Below are 16598 nucleotides of genomic sequence, written 5' to 3' on the forward strand. Positions count from 1 at the left end.
TATTACTAACCTTTTTGCAAGTACAATAAAGGCCGCAAACGTTAAAAGATACTTGCAGCCTCCAAATATATTGGATAGCCAGACTATTGCAAAGCTATCGCATATTCACCGCCGACCTCGGTGGGAAAGTCCACTTCGTAGTAGCTGAATATGGCATTGGACTGCTTCCCGGCGCTGCGGGCCACCTCGCGACCGTCCTTGCTGACCACAATCGGCCAAGCGGTACGCAGCTTGCAATCCTTTCCGGAAAGCGAACGAATGACGGCACCGGTCAGAATACCGGCCTTCCACTGCATGCCCACTTCAAAGTTGCCGCGTGCCTTCAGTCCCGACACGCTGCCTTCGGGCCAGGCATCGGGTAAGGCAGGCAGCAGGTGGAGAAAGCCTGCATGACTCTGGAGCAGCATCTCGGCCACACCGGCCGTAAAGCCGAAATTGCCGTCGATCTGGAAAGGCGGATGCGCATCGAGCATGCTCTTGAAAAGTCCGCCTCCCTTGCGCCCGCTGCCGAAGCCGATGGGATTGAACAGGTTGGAGATGATCTTATAGGCATGGTTACCGTCGAGTATACGGGCCCACATGTTGATTTTCCAACCCATGGACCAGCCGGTAGCCTCGTCGCCGCGGTTCAGCAGGGTCTGCCGCACGGCATTGAACAGTTCGGGCGTGTCGGTCGTAATCTGGTTGCCAGGGTGGAAGCCGTACAGATGGGACAGGTGGCGATGATGGGGATCGTCCTCCTTGAAGTCGTACATCCACTCCTGCAGCTTGCCCCCCTCGCCTATCTGATAGGGAAGGAGCTTGTCCAGCTTCGTCTGCAATTCCTTTTGCAGGTCGGGGTCGACACCCAGCAGACGGGCAGCTGCCAGCGTGCGGGTGAAGTTCTCGCGGATGATGGCCATGTCCATCGTGGGCCCCATGCTGAGGGCTACCCGTTCACCCTTGGGCGAGATGAACCAGTTCTCGGGTGAGAGTCCGGCGGGAGTCACCAGATGACCCTGACCGTCGTCCGTCAGCCAGTCGGCAAAGAACTCGGCGGCACCCTTCATCAGCGGATAGGCTTTGTCCCTCAGGAAGGCTTCGTCCTGCGTGAACTGGTAGTGCTCCCACAGGTGGCTCGTGAGCCAGCCCTGCACCATCGGCCAGAAGGAGGCACTGGGCACGTTGTCGTTGGGTACGGATTCGCGCCACAGGGACGTGTTATGGTGGGCCACCCATCCGCGGGCGCCATACATGTGCTCTGCCGTCTCGCGGCCCGAAACAGCCAGTTCCTCAATCATACGGAACAGCGGTTCGTGACACTCGGACAGGTTGGTCGGCTCGGCCGGCCAATAGTTCATTTCGGTATTGATGTTGACGGTATAGCCGCTGTTCCAGGCCGGGATGGTGTCCTGGTTCCAGATGCCCTGCAGGTTGAGGGGCTGGCCGCCGGGACGCGAACCGGAAATCATGAGGTAGCGCCCGTACTGGAAAAGGGTGGCTGCCAGGTCGGGGTCGCTCCGGTCGGCAAAGCGGTCGATGCGCTGGTCCGTCGGCAAAGCCAGCTGTTCGGGCGAGGACGGCAGCTTCAGACTGACGCGGCTGAAAAGGGCGTTGAAGTCGGCTGTATGCCGTTCCTTCAGCTGGTCGTAAGTGTAGGCTGAAGCCTTCGCCAAAATGGAAGCGGCCTTTGCCGAAGGGTCTATACCCTCGCGGCTGGGGCTCTTGTCGGATCCGTTGTAGCTGGTGGCCATGCTCAGGAGGAAGCAGGCTTCGTCCGTACCGCTCACACGGATACCCTTGTCGGTGACTTCGACCTTGCCACCCGGACATACGGGCAGCAGCTGGGCCTCGAAGAACATGCCCTTGCCCTCTATCTCATCACCGTAGAGCACGCGCTTGTTGAACTTGCGGCGGCCCTGCCCGTCATACAGCTCGGGGTGTTTGTACTGGTCTCCCCAGCTCTCCAGCTGCTCGAAGGTGCGCCGCTCCACATAGCCCGGCGCCTGACCCTTCATCACCAGCTTACCGTCGTGCACCGAACACCGTGCTGTGGGATGAACGGACGAGAGGCCGAGCGTGACGTCGAGTCCGTCCTTGCCATCGGTCTTCAGGTGGATGACAAGGACGTCGTCGGGATGAGAAGCAAAGACTTCGCGCTCCACGGTCGTGCCGTCCGAAGTATAGTGCGTGCGGTTCACGGCTTCCGCGAGGTTCAGCTCACGGGAGTAGGCCGATACCTGCCCGGCACGGTTGTCCGTAATATAAAGGTCGCCGAAAGGCTGGTAACACTGGTGCAGACGTCCCAGCCAGTGCTTGCAGATGAGGTCTGAAGCCTGACCGTACTCACCGGCCTTCATCAAGGCCATGACACGTTCCTTCATTTCGGGTGTCACCCGTATATCCTTGAAGGTCGTAGAGGGTTCGCCGCTGTAAAGTGTGTTCTCATTGAGCTGCAGATGCTCCCCGGCTGTCCCGCCGAAGACCATGGCCCCCAACCTGCCGTTGCCGACGGGCAGGGCCTCGTTCCAGTTGTCTGCCGGTGCATCGTACCACAACTTGACGGTTTCCCTCTCCTTCTCTACGCTGCCCGCGCAGGCCGCCAGGCAGAGCAGGAACAGTAAATACCAGTGTTTCATAAGTTTTTGGACTTTAAGAATTTATACATGTAGGTATGGCAAAGTTATAAAAACAGTCCGACAATCCAACACCTCTCCCGGACGGGAACATGATTTTGAAACAAAAACGCAAGAAAATGGTACGGCTTTATAATCCGACACTCGCAGGGAAGCGACCCGAAGCATCATTCAGCGCGATATACCAAGAGCTGAAAGCCAAACAAAATGAAAGCAAAAGCGCCGTCCGGCTGACAACGCCGTTCCATCGGGAAGCCACAACCAACGGAAAAGCACGAACCATTATCGATAATTATGCAGAAAAAAGGCAGAAATAGAACTACATATACACTTTTCCACACCAATCCGGGCGTTTGCCGACAGAAAACAAACGACTTGCCGACAGAAAACAATGCTTCCAACCACACAAAACATACGATTTGCCGAGGGAAAACATACGACTTGCCGGGGGAAAAGCGACGCTTTCCCCTCGATAAAGCACGGAAAGGGCCCCGTAAGGGAATGCCTACGTTCTCTTTCTACTGTAAACATTTCGATACGCCACTGGCTGTCAGCCGAATACAGAAAATCGTTCGCACGGATGGAAACGGACCGCCCTCCGGCCGGAAAGAAGCGATTCTCAGCCAACAGAAAATACAAAGTGTCAAAACGTCAAACCGGGGAAAAGGGCGGACCGTAGGCAAGAAAACGGAAGCAAAGCAGAAATATCTGAAAAAAAAGTCGTCTCTTTGCAACTTTGTAGGACGGATGTCCCGTCTAACACACAAAGAAACCAAGAAACTAAAAACCGGAACCATATGAAACGTATCCTTATCCTACTCGGCCTGATGGCCGCCACCAGCCTGGGCATGCAGGCCGAAAACAGAACCGTGACCGACACCGTGGACGGCAAGAAGCGCGTCATCGAACTGCAAGACACCGTAATAAACGGACAACAGACCACCGACACCCTCAGCATCACCACCTACGAAGGTACCGATGCCGACGAGGCCGGCCATGACGATACCTACGGCCACCGCCACAACGGCGGCGGCCTGCAATGGGTGGGCTTCAACTTCGGCGACGACGCGCCGGAAACCGTCATCGCTCTGACAGCCATCATCTTCACACTGGGCCTGCCCGCACTGCTCATCTTCATCATCTTCTACTTCCGCTACAAGAACCGCAAGGCCAAGTATCGCCTGGCCGAACAGGCACTGGCTGCCGGACAGCAGCTGCCGCCCGAGTTCTTCAAGGAAGGCGAAGGAAAAGACCTGCGCAGCCGGGGCATCAAGAACATTTTCCTGGGCATCGGACTCTTCATCTTCCTGTGGGCCATCACGGGCGTGTTCGGCCTGGGCTGCATCGGCCTGCTTATCATGTTCACAGGCTTCGGGCAGGTAGCCATCTACTACACCCAGCCGGGACAGGGCGACGGCAAGCCCTTCATCCGCATGGAGCGTGACGAAAAGAAGGGCTACCGCTACATGAAGGTGGGCGGCATCGAGCTCCGCGACCAGACCGAGAAGACCGAGAAAAAAGACACCCCCGCCGCCGAAGACACAAACGAACCGAAAGAATGAGCCAACTCAACGACATATCGCTGATTGCGCAGGTCGTGGTGTTTCACAACACCCGCGCCTTCGACCAGCTGGTCAGGAAATACCAGTCGCCCGTGAGGCGCTTCTTCCTGAACCTGACCTGCGGCGACAGCGAGCTGAGCGACGATCTGGCGCAGGACACCTTCATCCGTGCCTACACCAGCCTGGCCTCCTTCAAGAACCTGTCCAGCTTCTCCACCTGGCTCTACCGCATTGCGTATAATCAATATTATGACTATCTTCGCAGCCGCAAGGAGACGGACGACCTGGACACGGCACGGGTGGACGCCCAATGCAGCGTGCGCCAGCCGGACACGGGCCTGCAGTCGGACCTGCACCGCGCACTGGCCACGCTGAGAGACATCGAGCGCACCTGCATCACCCTCTTCTACCTGGAGGACCAGAGCATCGACAAGATAGCAAGCATTACCGGATGCCCCACGGGAACCGTAAAAAGCCACCTTTCGAGGGCCAAGGAAAAGATGGCAACATACTTAAAACAGAATGGTTATGACGGAAAATGATGACAAGTTACTGGAGAGCTTCTTCGCCGGAAAGCGGCAGGAAGTGGCCGACAACGGCTTCACACACAGCGTAATGCGCAGCCTGCCCCGCCGGAGCAACCGCCTGGCGCGCCTGTGGACGGCCGGAGGATTTGCGCTGGCCGCCGTGCTGTTTGTGGCGCTGGACGGACTGGAGCTGTTGTGGAACAGCCTGCGCGAGGCCTTCACCTCGACCCTGGCCGACGGCATGACGCAAGTGGACCCGCGCTCGATGGCCATAGCCGTAGTGGTGCTGCTCTACCTGATGTACCGGAAAATAGCCTCTTTGGCCTGAAAAGATTATTTTTCACGGCCGGAGAACCATTTTGTCGACGATATGTTATATCTTTGCCGTTTGTAAAAACTGAAATGGTGAAGAGAGTTTTGAAACATATCGTCCCCGTCCTGACCGTGCTCCTCCTGCTCCTTGCCGGCCGGGCCTCTGCCCAGACCACCCGCAGCGACAGCACCGTCATGCAGCGCCTGAAGGGCATGGGAATCCCCGTGACCTACAACAACCGGGTGGAACTGCTGATGAACGGACACGACAAGTTCGTCGACCTGTTCGAAGCCATCCGCGGCGCACGCCACCACATCCACCTGGAATACTTCAACTTCCGCAACGACTCCATCGCCAACGCCCTGTTCGACCTGCTGGCCCAAAAGGCTGCCGAAGGGGTGAAGGTGCGGGCCCTGTTCGATGCGTTCGGCAACTGGTCGAACAACCGGCCGCTCAAGAAGAAACACCTGGAGGACATCCGCCGGCGCGGCATCGAAATCGTGAAGTTCGACCCCATCACCTTCCCCTGGTTCAACCACGCCGCCCACCGCGACCACCGCAAGATCGTGGTCATCGACGGGAAAATAGGCTACACGGGCGGCATGAACATCGCCGACTACTACATCAAGGGCCTGCCCAAGATAGGCGAATGGCACGACATACACGTACGCATCGACGGCGACGCCGTCCGCTACCTGCAAGGCATCTTCCTGACCATGTGGAACCGCGAGACAGGACAGCACGTCGGCGGGCCGGAATACTTCCCCGACACACCCCAGCTGCCGGACAGCATCGCCGAAGAAATCATGATTGTGGACCGCACGCCGCGCGAGACGCCGCGCTCCATCAGCCGTGCCTATGCCGCTTCCATCCGCTCGGCCGACAGCCTGATACGCATCGTAAACCCCTACTTCGTACCGACCAAGTCCATCCAGGAAGCCCTCAAACACGCGCTGAAGAAGGGTACGGAGGTGGAAATCATGGTGCCGTCGGTGTCCGACGTGCCCTTCACGCCCGAAGCGGCCTTCTACATCCTGCACAAGCTGATGAAACGGGGGGCCAAGGTGTACCTGTTCAACGGCGGCTTCCACCACTCCAAGGTGATGATGGTAGACGGCAGCTTCTGCACCGTGGGCACGGCCAACCTGAACAGCCGCAGCCTGCGCTACGACTACGAGACCAACGCCTTTATCTTCGACCCCGAAACGACGGCCGAACTGACCGGCATGTTCGAGCACGACAAGGGGCGCAGCACGCTGCTGACACCCGAAGTATGGAAGGAACGCTCGGCGTGGAAGAAGTTCGTCGGCTGGTTTGCCCACCTGCTCACGCCGTTCCTCTGAAAATTACTTCCGGCCGTTTCGCCATTCTTTGCCTAAAAAGGTTACCTTTGCATTCAAAATACGAATCTCTGCAATGAAACAATACTTAGACCTGCTCAACCGCATCCTGACCGAAGGCGTCGAGAAAAGCGACCGCACCGGTACGGGCACCATCAGCGTGTTCGGCCACCAGATGCGCTTCAACCTGGACGACGGCTTCCCCTGCCTCACCACCAAGAAGCTGCACCTGAAGTCCATCATCTACGAACTGCTCTGGTTCCTCAAGGGCGACACCAACGTGAAGTACCTGCAGGAACACGGTGTACGCATCTGGAACGAATGGGCCGACCCTGACGGCAACCTGGGACACATCTACGGCTACCAGTGGCGCTCGTGGCCCGACTACCAGGGAGGCTTCATCGACCAAATCAGCGAGGCGGTGGAGACCATCAGGCACAATCCCGACTCGCGCCGCATCATCGTGAGCGCCTGGAACGTGGGCGACCTGAACAACATGAACCTGCCGCCCTGCCACGCCTTCTTCCAGTTCTACGTGGCCAACGGACGGCTGAGCCTGCAACTGTACCAGCGCAGTGCGGACACCTTCCTGGGCGTGCCGTTCAACATCGCCTCGTATGCCCTGCTGCTGCAGATGATGGCGCAGGTGACGGGCCTGAAGGCAGGCGACTTCATCCACACGCTGGGCGACGCCCACATCTACCTGAACCACCTGGAGCAGGTGAAACTGCAACTGACGCGCGAACCGCGCCAACTGCCGCAGATGAAAATCAACCCGGACGTGAAGAGTATCTTCGACTTCCGGTACGAGGACTTCGAGCTGGTGAACTACAATCCGCATCCGCACATCGCAGGAAAAGTATCCGTCTAACCCCGAAAACAAGAAAAAAGACATGATCAGCATCATCGCCGCCGTAGACCGCCGCATGGCCATCGGCTACCGGGACAAACTGCTCTTCTGGCTGCCCAACGACCTGAAACGCTTCAAGGCACTGACCACAGGCCACACCATCGTCATGGGCCGGAAGACCTTCGAGTCGCTGCCCAAAGGTGCGCTGCCCAACCGCCGGAACATCGTGCTCTCGTCCAACGCCAACGCTGCCTGCCCCGGCGCGGAGGTGTTCACCAGCCTGGAGGAGGCCCTCCGGCATTGCAGCAGAGACGAAGAGGTCTACATCATCGGCGGCGAGAGTGTCTACCGCCAGGCCCTGCCGCTGGCCGACCGCCTCTGCCTGACGGAGATAGACGCCGAGGCTCCGCAGGCCGACGCCTACTTCCCGCAGGTGCTGCCCGAAGTATGGCACGAAAAAAACAGGGACGTTCATCCTGCCGATGAAAAACATCCCTGTTCCTATGCCTTTGTAGACTACGTCCGCCGCTAAAGGCGGACGGAAGCATTGTCCTTACTCCTTATCCTCTTCCGGTTCCTCTTCTTCAATCAGGATAGGCATCTGGCGATTGATAACCTCGTGGAAGGAAATCAACGTCTCCGTCCGGGCCATGCCCAGCGGCTGGAGCTTCTCCTGGATGATGGTCTGCAGATGCCGGTTGTTGCGTGCATACAGCTTGATGAACATGTCGTACTTGCCGGTCGTGATGTGGCATTCCACGATCTCCGGTATGTTCTCCAGCGCCTTGATGACGGTGTCCGACGACGAAGGATCCTTCAAGTAGATACCGATGTACGCACACGTCTCATAGCCTATCTTTTCAGGGTCGATGATGTATTCCGACCCCTTCAGTATGCCCAGATTGGTCAGTTTCTGAATGCGTTGGTGGATGGCCGCTCCCGACACGTTGCAGGCACGGGCCACTTCCAGGAAAGGTATGCGAGCATTGTCGGCTATCAGCTTCAATATCTGCTCGTCTAAAGTATCCAATTGATGATGTCCCATTTTTAACTTCTCAAATAATATTGACTATAATTCTCAGGCTGCAAAGTTAGCATTTTTTTCAGCATAAAAAATACAGATTGTTACTTTTCTTGTATATATATGATAAAAGACGTACCTTTGTGTGACACATAAAAAAAGAAAACGATGAAAAAATATGCATGCATTCTCCTCCAGCTGCTGATGACGGTCACACTGGCAGCCCAAGACTTTTCCCAGTATTTCACGGACCGGACGCTCCGTGTGGACTACTTTTTCACCGGTAATGCCGACCGCCAGGAGATCTGGGTGGACGAGTTGTCGGTATTGCCCGGCTGGAGCGGACGCAAGCACAACCTGGACCGGCTTCCCCTCGGCGGTTACGGACAAATCACGATGCGCGATGCCGAAAGCGGAACGGTCATATACCGTACGTCCTTCTCCACGCTCTTTCAGGAGTGGCTGGAAACCGACGAAGCCCGAAACGTGCAGAAAGGTTTCGAAAACACCTTCCTGCTGCCCTATCCCAAGCGGCCCGTCGAAGTGGAAGTGACCCTCCTCGACAAACGCCTGCAGCCGGAAGCCAGCCTGAAGCATACCGTCGACCCCGCTGACATCCTGATTCATCCGAAAGGATTCGAGGGCGTGACGCCCCACAAATACCTGCTGCAAAGCGGAAGCACCGAACGCTGCATCGACGTAGCCATCCTGGCGGAAGGATATACGGAGGCCGAAATGGATACGTTCTACCGCGACGCGGCCATTGCCTGTGAGAGTCTGTTTGCCCACGAACCGTTCCGGTCGCTGAAGGACCGCTTCAACATCGTGGCCGTTGCCAGCCCCTCAAAGGACAGCGGCGTCAGCATTCCCCGCCTGCACCGATGGAAACGGACGGCCTTCAGTTCGCACTTCAGCACTTTCTACTCCGACCGCTACCTCACCACCTCGCGCGTGAAATCCATCCACGACGCGCTGGCCGGCATCCCATACGAGCACATCATCATCCTGGCCAACACCGACGAATATGGAGGCGGAGGCATCTACAACGCCTATACGCTGACCACGGCCCACCATCCGATGTTCCGCCCCGTAGTGGTACATGAGTTCGGGCACAGCTTTGCCGGACTGGCCGACGAATATTTCTACGACAACGACGTGATGACCGACACCTATCCGCTGGACGTGGAACCGTGGGAGCCCAACATCACGACTCGCGTGGACTTCGCCTCGAAATGGGAAGACATGCTGCCGCAAGGCGCCCCCGTCCCCACCCCAACGACCGAAAGTGAACGCTATCCGGTCGGTGTCTACGAGGGAGGCGGATATTCATCCAAAGGCATCTACCGCCCTGCCGACAACTGCCGCATGCGAACCAACGAATACCCGACGTTCTGCCCCGTGTGCCAACGGGCCATCCGGCAGCTGATCGAATTCTACACGGAATAAATCCTCCATGTAAAACCCATAAACAAACGGATATCATGATTACCCTGCAACGCATCACCACGGCCGACGGGGAGCTTTATGCTTTTCTGGAAGGGCTGATGACCCGTTCATTCCCGTCCGACGAGTACAGAGACCTTGATGAACTGAGGGACTTCACGGACCACCGTCCGCATTTCTACAACAATGTCGTGCTGAACGACGGCACGCCCATCGGACTGCTCAGCTACTGGGATTTCGACGATTTCTACTACGCCGAGCACTTTGCCATAGATCCGACCCAAAGAAACGGGGGATACGGCAAGGCCGTCTTGCAACACCTCTGCCAGCTATTGGACAAGCCCATCGTGCTGGAGGTGGAAGAACCGGACGAAGAAATGGCCCGACGACGCATCGGATTCTACCAGCGGAACGGCTTCGTGCTTTGGGACAACGAATACCGCCAACCGCCCTACAAACCCGGAGATCCCTGCCTGCCCATGCGGCTGATGGTCTACGGACCGCTGGACAGCCGGAAGGACTACAACCGCGTAGTGCGGAGAATCTACCGCGACGTCTACAAGACCGAATGATAACGCTGGAATTCCAATGCCGGCCTTCTTGTCTCCTGACACGGTGCTTCATGAGGGTCTGACACAGTGCTTCATGAAGGTGTAAGAAAGCACTTCGTGAGCCCCTCAGAAAGCACTTCGTCAGAGGGTCAGGAAGCGCTTCGTCAGAACCCCATCATCCAATCGTGAAAGCGACACAAAAAAAAGGCGCATCCCGCAAAGGATGCGCCTTTCTCATTTGTATGTCTCAACCATTACTGACGCGGCTGCGCAGAATAGTTAATTTTCAATGCATAAGCTTGACGGAGAGCTTCCTTGAGTTCAGTAACGATACCCATCTTGGTGTCTTGGTCAATCTTCAAAGAAACAGTCATATTCGGCTGATCCTCTTCTTTCATACTGGCACGTTCACCGTTGATGTAGTCATATACCTCAGAAACTTCAGCAAAGTTGTCATTCAATTGGATACGGCTTTCTTCACCCAGCTTCGCACGAAACTCTTTCGTCGGTTTTCCTACATAAATAAACGTTACCAACGATTTCTTCTCAAGTTTCTCCAATTCAGTAGCTTGCGGAGCTCTAAACTCAACCTTCAAAGTAACCTCACGCATGGTTGTTACAATCATGAAGAAGAACAACAATGTGAAAATAAGGTCAGGCAGTGAAGAAGTGTTCAAGGCGGGCATGCCGCGCTTACCTGTTTTATTAAATTTTCCCATTACTTCTTTTCTCCATACTTTTTAGGTTCCGCCTCAGAAATCACCTGAGGATAAATCTCACGTATCGCTTCCTGCTGCTCCTCGTTCAAGTCAGCGAAATTCTTCTGCCACTTGGATTGTGCCAGTTCGTTACGCAGCTCATTGTAAGCAGCAACCAACTCATTTTGCACAGCAATGTATGCCTTGTAGGACGTACCACGGTCGCAACGCAAAGAAATAACATGGAACTTCGTTACCATCTGAGTTCCAAAGAACGGAACATCGACAGCCACTTTTTCCGGCAACTTTTCGTCGTTGTACGGATTGGCAATGAATTCCTTTGCCTTGTCGCGCAGCTGTTCTACGCTGACATAGTCGCTTCCACACATCAACTGGTCGTTGAAGTTCACGGAGACCTGCAGGATGTTGCGCTCCTTGATATCCTTGTCTTCCTTTTTCTGGTCTGGCCGTGGAGGTTCCGGCAAACGTCTTGCCAAACCTTGGTCGGTATCCATAGAAGTGGTAAGCAAGAAGAACAGCAACAAGATGAAAGCCATATCCGCCGTAGAACTTGAGTTGACTTCGGGAACGGTTCTTTTCTTTCTAGCCATATTAATTCCTCTTACTTGATTTATTTAAACTTTTTGGCAGCGCCAAATCCTATCATTAATAGAATCATCACACCTACTTCTATGTAAAGTGTATATATAAACATATCGGTCAATTTCAACCAGAAAGGAACGTTCTCTGTACCTTCATATCCCGGTATGGCCAAAGGTGTTGCATCACCCGCAGCCCATGTTACAACCAATACAACAACGAGCAAGGCAATACCAACCAATGATTTAAGAGCAGTCTTAGGAGAATCTGCGAACATGGAGCCAAATTGATAAACGACACCAACAACAATAGCTATAACTCCCAACACAAACAAAATATAATTCCAATACAGGATAGCGTCCGTGTAAAGCGGCTCTGACAGCGAAGGGTCAGCCACCACACGCTGATCCATTGGGGTTTCTCCACCGAAGAAGAACAAGCCCAGGATGATCAGTGTAATGAGGAGCATTACAGACAGGATAAATCCTGAAACCCTTTGTATTTTAAATTTCTTCATCTTGCAATAAGATTATTATTTTTTGTACTTCAGTTCATATTTCACAACCATATCCAACAGCGTTACAGAAGAATCTTCCATATCACTGGTCAGAGCTTCAATCTTAGACAGGATGTAGTTGTAGAATACCTGCAGAATCAAGGCTGCGATCAAACCGAAGATAGTCGTAATCAAGGCCACTTTCATACCACCTGCAACGACCGTCGGAGAGATATCACCTACCTGCTGGATCTTATCGAATGCCTGCACCATACCGATCACAGTACCCAAGAATCCCAAAGACGGGCTCATTGCGATGAACAGCGTAATCCAAGAGCAACCTTTTTCCAAGTAGCCAGCCTGTACACCACCGTAAGAAACTACTGATTTCTCAACAACGTCCAAGCCTTGATCCAATCTCATCAGACCCTGGTAGTAGATAGAAGCGATAGGACCGCGGGTGTTACGTGCAATATCCTTAGCACCTTCTACATCACCTTTTTCCATAGCTGCTTCAATAGCGGCCATGAACTTCTTCGTGTTGATTTCGGCCAAGCTCAGATAAATGATACGCTCGATGCAGAAAGCCAAACCGATAACCAATGCAATAGAAATAAAACTCATGAAGAATGCAGAACCTTCGATATATTTGATCTTCAGTTCCTTGTGAATACCACCTTCTTCTACTACTACAGGAGCAGCAGCCTCGTCAGCAGCAGCTTCTACTGCGGGAGCAGCCTGTTCTGTTTGTTCCGCTGCAGGAGCATCCTGAGCTTTAGCAAGTTGAGTTGAGCCAAATGTTAAGACTCCCATCACAGCAACAATTGCAAATAACTTTTTCATTGTGTGTCTAATTTTTAAGATTAATTAATTAAATTACTTGTTATTATGTTTATTTATTATTCGCTTTTTATCGTCTGTTGCGGAGAGAGGGGGATTCGAACCCCCGATACCCTTTAGGGGTATACACGCTTTCCAGGCGTGCCTCTTCAACCACTCGAGCATCTCTCCTTTTCCTATGCTTTTCTTAAAAACGGCTGCAAATTACAAAAAAATTGCGAACCTCCAGCGTTTTCAGCTACAAATGTATTCTTTTTTTTGTTCTCGCATCGCATTCTGTCCCTATAATCTTTAAGAAAAACCCAAAATTAATAAACTTTAAAGTCTTTACGACCTTATTTGAGCATTCCAAACACTTTTAAAGCGTTCTCGGACGTCCGTTTGGCAACGTCTTCGGGAGTGCGTCCGCACACCTCTGCCAGCTTGGCCAGGACATATTGGACATAGGCACTCTCGTTGCGCCGCCCCCGATAAGGGACAGGGGTCAGATAAGGGGAGTCGGTTTCCAGCAGAATCCTGTCCAGCGGCACGGCCGAAAAGACTTCGGGCAGACGGGACTTCTTGAAGGTCAACACTCCATTCACCCCCAAATAAAAGCCGGGGAATTCCAGTACCTTCGCCGCCTCGTCCGCACTGCCGGTAAAGCTATGGAACACCCCTCTCAGAGTGGTGGAACGATAATCTTCCATAATCCGATAAATAGGTTCGAAAGCCTCCCGGCAATGAATGACAACCGGCAAATCATACTCCAGCGCCCAGTCGAACTGACGGCGAAGCACCGTTTCCTGTTCGGCACGGAAGGTGGTGTCCCAATACAAGTCCATACCGATTTCACCGATGGCCAAATAGCGGCGGCCAGAAGCCAGTTCGGCTGCCACGACATCCAGTTCCCTTTCATAATCCTCGTGCACGGAGGTGGGATGCAATCCGATCATCGGGAAACAATAGCCTTCATAGCGTTCGCACACGTCGAGCATCGGACGGATGGTCATACTGTCGATGTTCGGCATCAGGATATGGGTTACCCCCGCCTCGCGGGCACGTTCGATAACCTGGGGCAAATCATCAGCAAACTCTTCCAGAAAGAGATGGGAATGTGTATCGATCATATTCATGGTTCAACTCCTGACTTTATCTTTTCACTGGTACGATAGTAATAGACCAGTCCATAGGCCCGACAAAGCTCCAGCCGCTTGTCAACGGGTTCCACCTGACTGAACTTCTCTTCCACCTGGTTCCACAGGTCCAGAATCAACGCATCGGCTTCGCGACGCATGGAGGCAACTGCCGCCTGGCTACGGGCTGTGGCCGTTTGAAGGCTGCGCTGCTTCTCATAGCTTTCGGCGAAGATATCATAATGCACCTTCACCTTGGCAATGGTCGGATTATAAATGGGAATGCCGCCCTGCGAGGTACGCCGGTTCTCACCGGCAATAACTTTCCGCCCCCACTCCAGCAAAGCCTGCTCGCTCGAAAGGTCGGGCAAAGACGGACAGGCATCCAAACCATAGTAAGCCTTGTGAGCCGCCCGGATTTCCGAACGGATGACGGCCAGATTGAACACCTGGATGAAATGGGACAGGTACAGACGGGCCATCTTGACATTCGCCTGATGTATACGGCCGGCCTTGGCCTGACGATTGTAACATTCCATATAAAAGATGTGTGCTGCTTCGAAACGCGGCAGAAAGTTACGAGCCATCCCCACCGTCCGAAAGCTGAACGGAAGGCCATAGGGATTGTCGTAACCATCGGCCTTCTCGATCGCTGTTTTCAGCGCCCGGATGCGTGCCTGATCGGTATTGGGTAATCTTCTATATGGCATAATTCCAATCTACTATTATTATAGAGTTTTAGGATTCGCGATGCATCAAGGATTCCATCAGTGCCTGCAATTCTTGCTTGCGGTTTGTCGGGACACTGACCTGCGCCAGGCTCTCCTCAGCCCGACGGGTATACTCCTCAATCTTCCGTTCGCACAGGGCTTTCACCCCGATGGCATCGTACAGAGCCGTGACCGCAGCGATCTTTTCGGCAGGGTCAAACTGTCCGGCCTTCACCCACCGCTCCAACTCGGCGCGTTGGGCGTCCGAAGCCTGGCGGTAGGCCTGAATCAGCAGATAGGTTTTCTTGTTGCACAAGATGTCGCCTCCAATGTTTTTGCCGAAGACTTTCACGTCGCCATACACGTCCAGCAAGTCGTCCTTCAGCTGGAAAGCCACTCCCAGATTCATGCCGAAGTCGTACAGGCGGGCGGCGTCTTCTTCGGAAGCTCCGCCCAGCATAGCGCCCAGCTTCAATGCGGCGGCCAGCAGCACGGAGGTCTTCAGCCGGATCATTTCCAGATACTCTTCCTCGGTCACGTCGTCGCGCGTCTCGAACTCCATGTCGAACTGCTGCCCTTCGCAGATTTCCAAAGCCGTCAGGCTGAACAGATCCATGACCGGCTTCAACAAGCCGGCGGGACATCCTTCGGCCATGAACTGATAGGCCAGCACCAGCATGGCGTCGCCCGAGAGAATGGCCGTATTCTCATTCCACACCTTGTGGACGGTCGGCTTACCCCGGCGACGGTCAGCCTGGTCCATCAGGTCGTCATGCAACAACGTATAGTTGTGATAGACTTCGATGCCGGTAGCCTGGTTGAAGATGCTCTCCACATCTTCCTTATAGAGGTTATAGGCCATCATCATCAGGACGGGGCGGATGCGCTTGCCTCCCAACGAAAGCACATAGGATACAGGTTCGTACAATCCGGCCGGACGGCGGGTGAACTGAAGTTCGGCAATATGCCTGTTGATCTTTTCAAGAAGTTCGGAAGACTTGAACATAACGGACGAAAAAAGGAATGTGTAGGAACGAAAAGAGGCTGCACACAGGCAACCTCTTTCCTTTCTTTATCTATTTGACAATAAATTACTGCAAACGGAACATTACAGGCACGGTGTATTTTACACGTACGGCCTTACCACGCTGCATACCCGGTTTCCACTTCGGCATGGAGTTGATCACGCGAAGGGCTTCCTTGTCCAGGTAGGGGTCTACACCACGGATAACCTTGGCATCTACGATACTACCGTCGGCATTGACAACGAATTGTACAGTCACACGACCCTGCGTACCGTTCTCCTGTGCGATGGTAGGATACTTGATGTTCTTGCTCAGGTATTGCATCAGACCTGCCATACCACCGTTGGGGAATTCAGGCATCTGCTCTACAACCTCGAAGATTTCCTGCTCTACCACTTCTTCCTCTTCTACCGTAGGAGGCACGTAGGCGATTTCTACAGCCTGACCGGTTTCCTCGGACGAAGCGATTTCGGTAGATTCAACCTCCATATCATCATCCACAATTGTCAAAGACTCAACAACCGCAGGTGCTTCGGGAGGAGGCGGAGGAGTAGCTTGCTCCGGTTGTTCCGTAATAGGAATTTCGATTTCCTCTTCAAATACAAGGTCGGCTACACCCTGGCTCGTATCAATCTTCACATCACGTTTCGTCCATTCGAAGGCGATGAACATGAAAGCGAGCACAATTACATAACCGACGAGCAGCCAAGTAGATCTCTTGTTCTCCAAGTCTGCTTTAGGCGATTTTTTAACTTCCATAATCTATAATAAATTTTAGTGTTTCTCATTTGGGGCAAATATAGCACTTTTCCCACGATTGTGCGCGGGTGCGTGTCTTTTTTTACACAATCGCCCCTGCATTTTCGTTTTTTTAATTGTTCAAAAGGCTACT

Annotated in this window: 18 protein-coding genes, 1 tRNA gene and 1 pseudogene; 9 read left to right on the forward strand and 11 right to left on the reverse strand. The window is 53.9% G+C overall.

Annotation, left to right across the window (positions count from 1 at the left end; genetic code table 11):
- Positions 1 to 83: 83 nt before the first annotated feature.
- Entirely contained in the window at positions 84 to 2618 is a 2535-nt protein-coding gene (locus tag BQ7483_RS11000) for a glycoside hydrolase family 95 protein (protein WP_072545917.1), read from the reverse strand.
- A gap of 89 nt (positions 2619 to 2707) precedes the next feature.
- Between BQ7483_RS11000 and BQ7483_RS11005 the strand changes: the two genes are divergently transcribed.
- The 7 genes and pseudogenes from BQ7483_RS11005 (at position 2708) to BQ7483_RS11040 (ending at position 7739) form a co-directional block, all read left to right on the forward strand.
- Positions 2708 to 2932 (forward strand): hypothetical protein, encoded by a 225-nt coding sequence (locus BQ7483_RS11005; RefSeq protein WP_072545918.1) that lies wholly within the window; start codon positions 2708 to 2710, stop codon positions 2930 to 2932.
- 480 nt (positions 2933 to 3412) lie between these two features.
- Positions 3413 to 4036 (forward strand): annotated as a pseudogene (locus BQ7483_RS11015) (DUF6249 domain-containing protein); the annotation flags it as partial.
- Positions 4037 to 4173: 137 nt separating this feature from the next.
- Complete coding sequence (locus tag BQ7483_RS11020; protein ID WP_022021540.1) at positions 4174 to 4719, forward strand: RNA polymerase sigma factor; 546 nt, start codon at positions 4174 to 4176, stop codon at positions 4717 to 4719.
- Entirely contained in the window at positions 4706 to 5032 is a 327-nt protein-coding gene (locus BQ7483_RS11025; protein WP_072545921.1) for a DUF5056 domain-containing protein, read from the forward strand. The genes BQ7483_RS11020 and BQ7483_RS11025 overlap by 14 nt, the downstream gene beginning before the upstream one ends.
- 179 nt (positions 5033 to 5211) lie before the next feature.
- Positions 5212 to 6360 (forward strand): cardiolipin synthase, encoded by a 1149-nt coding sequence (gene cls / locus BQ7483_RS11030; RefSeq protein ID WP_072546232.1) that lies wholly within the window; start codon positions 5212 to 5214, stop codon positions 6358 to 6360.
- Positions 6361 to 6433: 73 nt separating this feature from the next.
- Complete coding sequence (locus tag BQ7483_RS11035) at positions 6434 to 7228, forward strand: thymidylate synthase (protein WP_072545922.1); 795 nt, start codon at positions 6434 to 6436, stop codon at positions 7226 to 7228.
- 22 nt (positions 7229 to 7250) lie between these two features.
- Positions 7251 to 7739, forward strand: coding sequence for a dihydrofolate reductase (locus tag BQ7483_RS11040; RefSeq protein WP_072545923.1), 489 nt, complete (start codon positions 7251 to 7253; stop codon positions 7737 to 7739).
- Between the two features lie 21 nt (positions 7740 to 7760).
- Here BQ7483_RS11040 and BQ7483_RS11045 read toward each other — a convergent pair whose 3' ends face one another.
- The gene (locus tag BQ7483_RS11045) at positions 7761 to 8252 is read right to left on the reverse strand and encodes an Lrp/AsnC family transcriptional regulator (protein WP_072545924.1); all 492 of its coding nucleotides are present in this window, start codon (positions 8250 to 8252) and stop codon (positions 7761 to 7763) included.
- Positions 8253 to 8396: 144 nt separating this feature from the next.
- Here BQ7483_RS11045 and BQ7483_RS11050 point away from each other — a divergent pair, with 144 nt between their 5' ends.
- Positions 8397 to 9674 carry an IgA Peptidase M64 gene (locus BQ7483_RS11050; RefSeq protein WP_072545925.1) on the forward strand — a complete coding sequence of 426 codons (1278 nt, stop codon included), beginning with the start codon at positions 8397 to 8399 and terminating at the stop codon, positions 9672 to 9674.
- Positions 9675 to 9709: 35 nt separating this feature from the next.
- Positions 9710 to 10243, forward strand: coding sequence for a GNAT family N-acetyltransferase (locus BQ7483_RS11055; protein ID WP_022021547.1), 534 nt, complete (start codon positions 9710 to 9712; stop codon positions 10241 to 10243).
- 233 nt (positions 10244 to 10476) lie between these two features.
- Here the strand turns inward: BQ7483_RS11055 and BQ7483_RS11060 are convergent, their stop codons facing one another.
- The 9 genes from BQ7483_RS11060 to BQ7483_RS11100 form a co-directional block, all read right to left on the reverse strand.
- The gene (locus BQ7483_RS11060) at positions 10477 to 10941 is read right to left on the reverse strand and encodes an ExbD/TolR family protein (protein ID WP_072545926.1); all 465 of its coding nucleotides are present in this window, start codon (positions 10939 to 10941) and stop codon (positions 10477 to 10479) included.
- Positions 10941 to 11531, reverse strand: coding sequence for a biopolymer transporter ExbD (locus tag BQ7483_RS11065; protein WP_072545927.1), 591 nt, complete (start codon positions 11529 to 11531; stop codon positions 10941 to 10943). The genes BQ7483_RS11060 and BQ7483_RS11065 overlap by 1 nt, the downstream gene beginning before the upstream one ends.
- A 20-nt stretch (positions 11532 to 11551) precedes the next feature.
- Positions 11552 to 12037 (reverse strand): hypothetical protein, encoded by a 486-nt coding sequence (locus tag BQ7483_RS11070; protein WP_072545928.1) that lies wholly within the window; start codon positions 12035 to 12037, stop codon positions 11552 to 11554.
- 15 nt (positions 12038 to 12052) lie between these two features.
- The gene (locus BQ7483_RS11075; RefSeq protein WP_072545929.1) at positions 12053 to 12859 is read right to left on the reverse strand and encodes a MotA/TolQ/ExbB proton channel family protein; all 807 of its coding nucleotides are present in this window, start codon (positions 12857 to 12859) and stop codon (positions 12053 to 12055) included.
- Positions 12860 to 12939: 80 nt separating this feature from the next.
- Positions 12940 to 13027: transfer RNA gene (locus BQ7483_RS11080), tRNA-Ser, on the reverse strand.
- Between the two features lie 164 nt (positions 13028 to 13191).
- Entirely contained in the window at positions 13192 to 13971 is a 780-nt protein-coding gene (locus tag BQ7483_RS11085; RefSeq protein WP_072545930.1) for a TatD family hydrolase, read from the reverse strand.
- Positions 13968 to 14681 (reverse strand): hypothetical protein, encoded by a 714-nt coding sequence (locus tag BQ7483_RS11090; RefSeq protein ID WP_072545931.1) that lies wholly within the window; start codon positions 14679 to 14681, stop codon positions 13968 to 13970. Before BQ7483_RS11090 ends, BQ7483_RS11085 begins: the two co-directional genes overlap by 4 nt.
- Before the next feature lie 28 nt (positions 14682 to 14709).
- On the reverse strand, positions 14710 to 15687 hold the full coding sequence (locus BQ7483_RS11095; RefSeq protein WP_072545932.1) for a polyprenyl synthetase family protein: 978 nt from the start codon (positions 15685 to 15687) through the stop codon (positions 14710 to 14712).
- A gap of 85 nt (positions 15688 to 15772) precedes the next feature.
- A complete protein-coding gene (locus tag BQ7483_RS11100) occupies positions 15773 to 16465 on the reverse strand; it encodes an energy transducer TonB (protein ID WP_072545933.1) in 693 nt (230 codons plus the stop codon).
- Positions 16466 to 16598 lie beyond the last annotated feature (133 nt).

Origin of the sequence: Mediterranea massiliensis (assembly GCF_900128475.1) — a bacterium.
GTDB lineage: Bacteria > Bacteroidota > Bacteroidia > Bacteroidales > Bacteroidaceae > Bacteroides > Bacteroides massiliensis_E.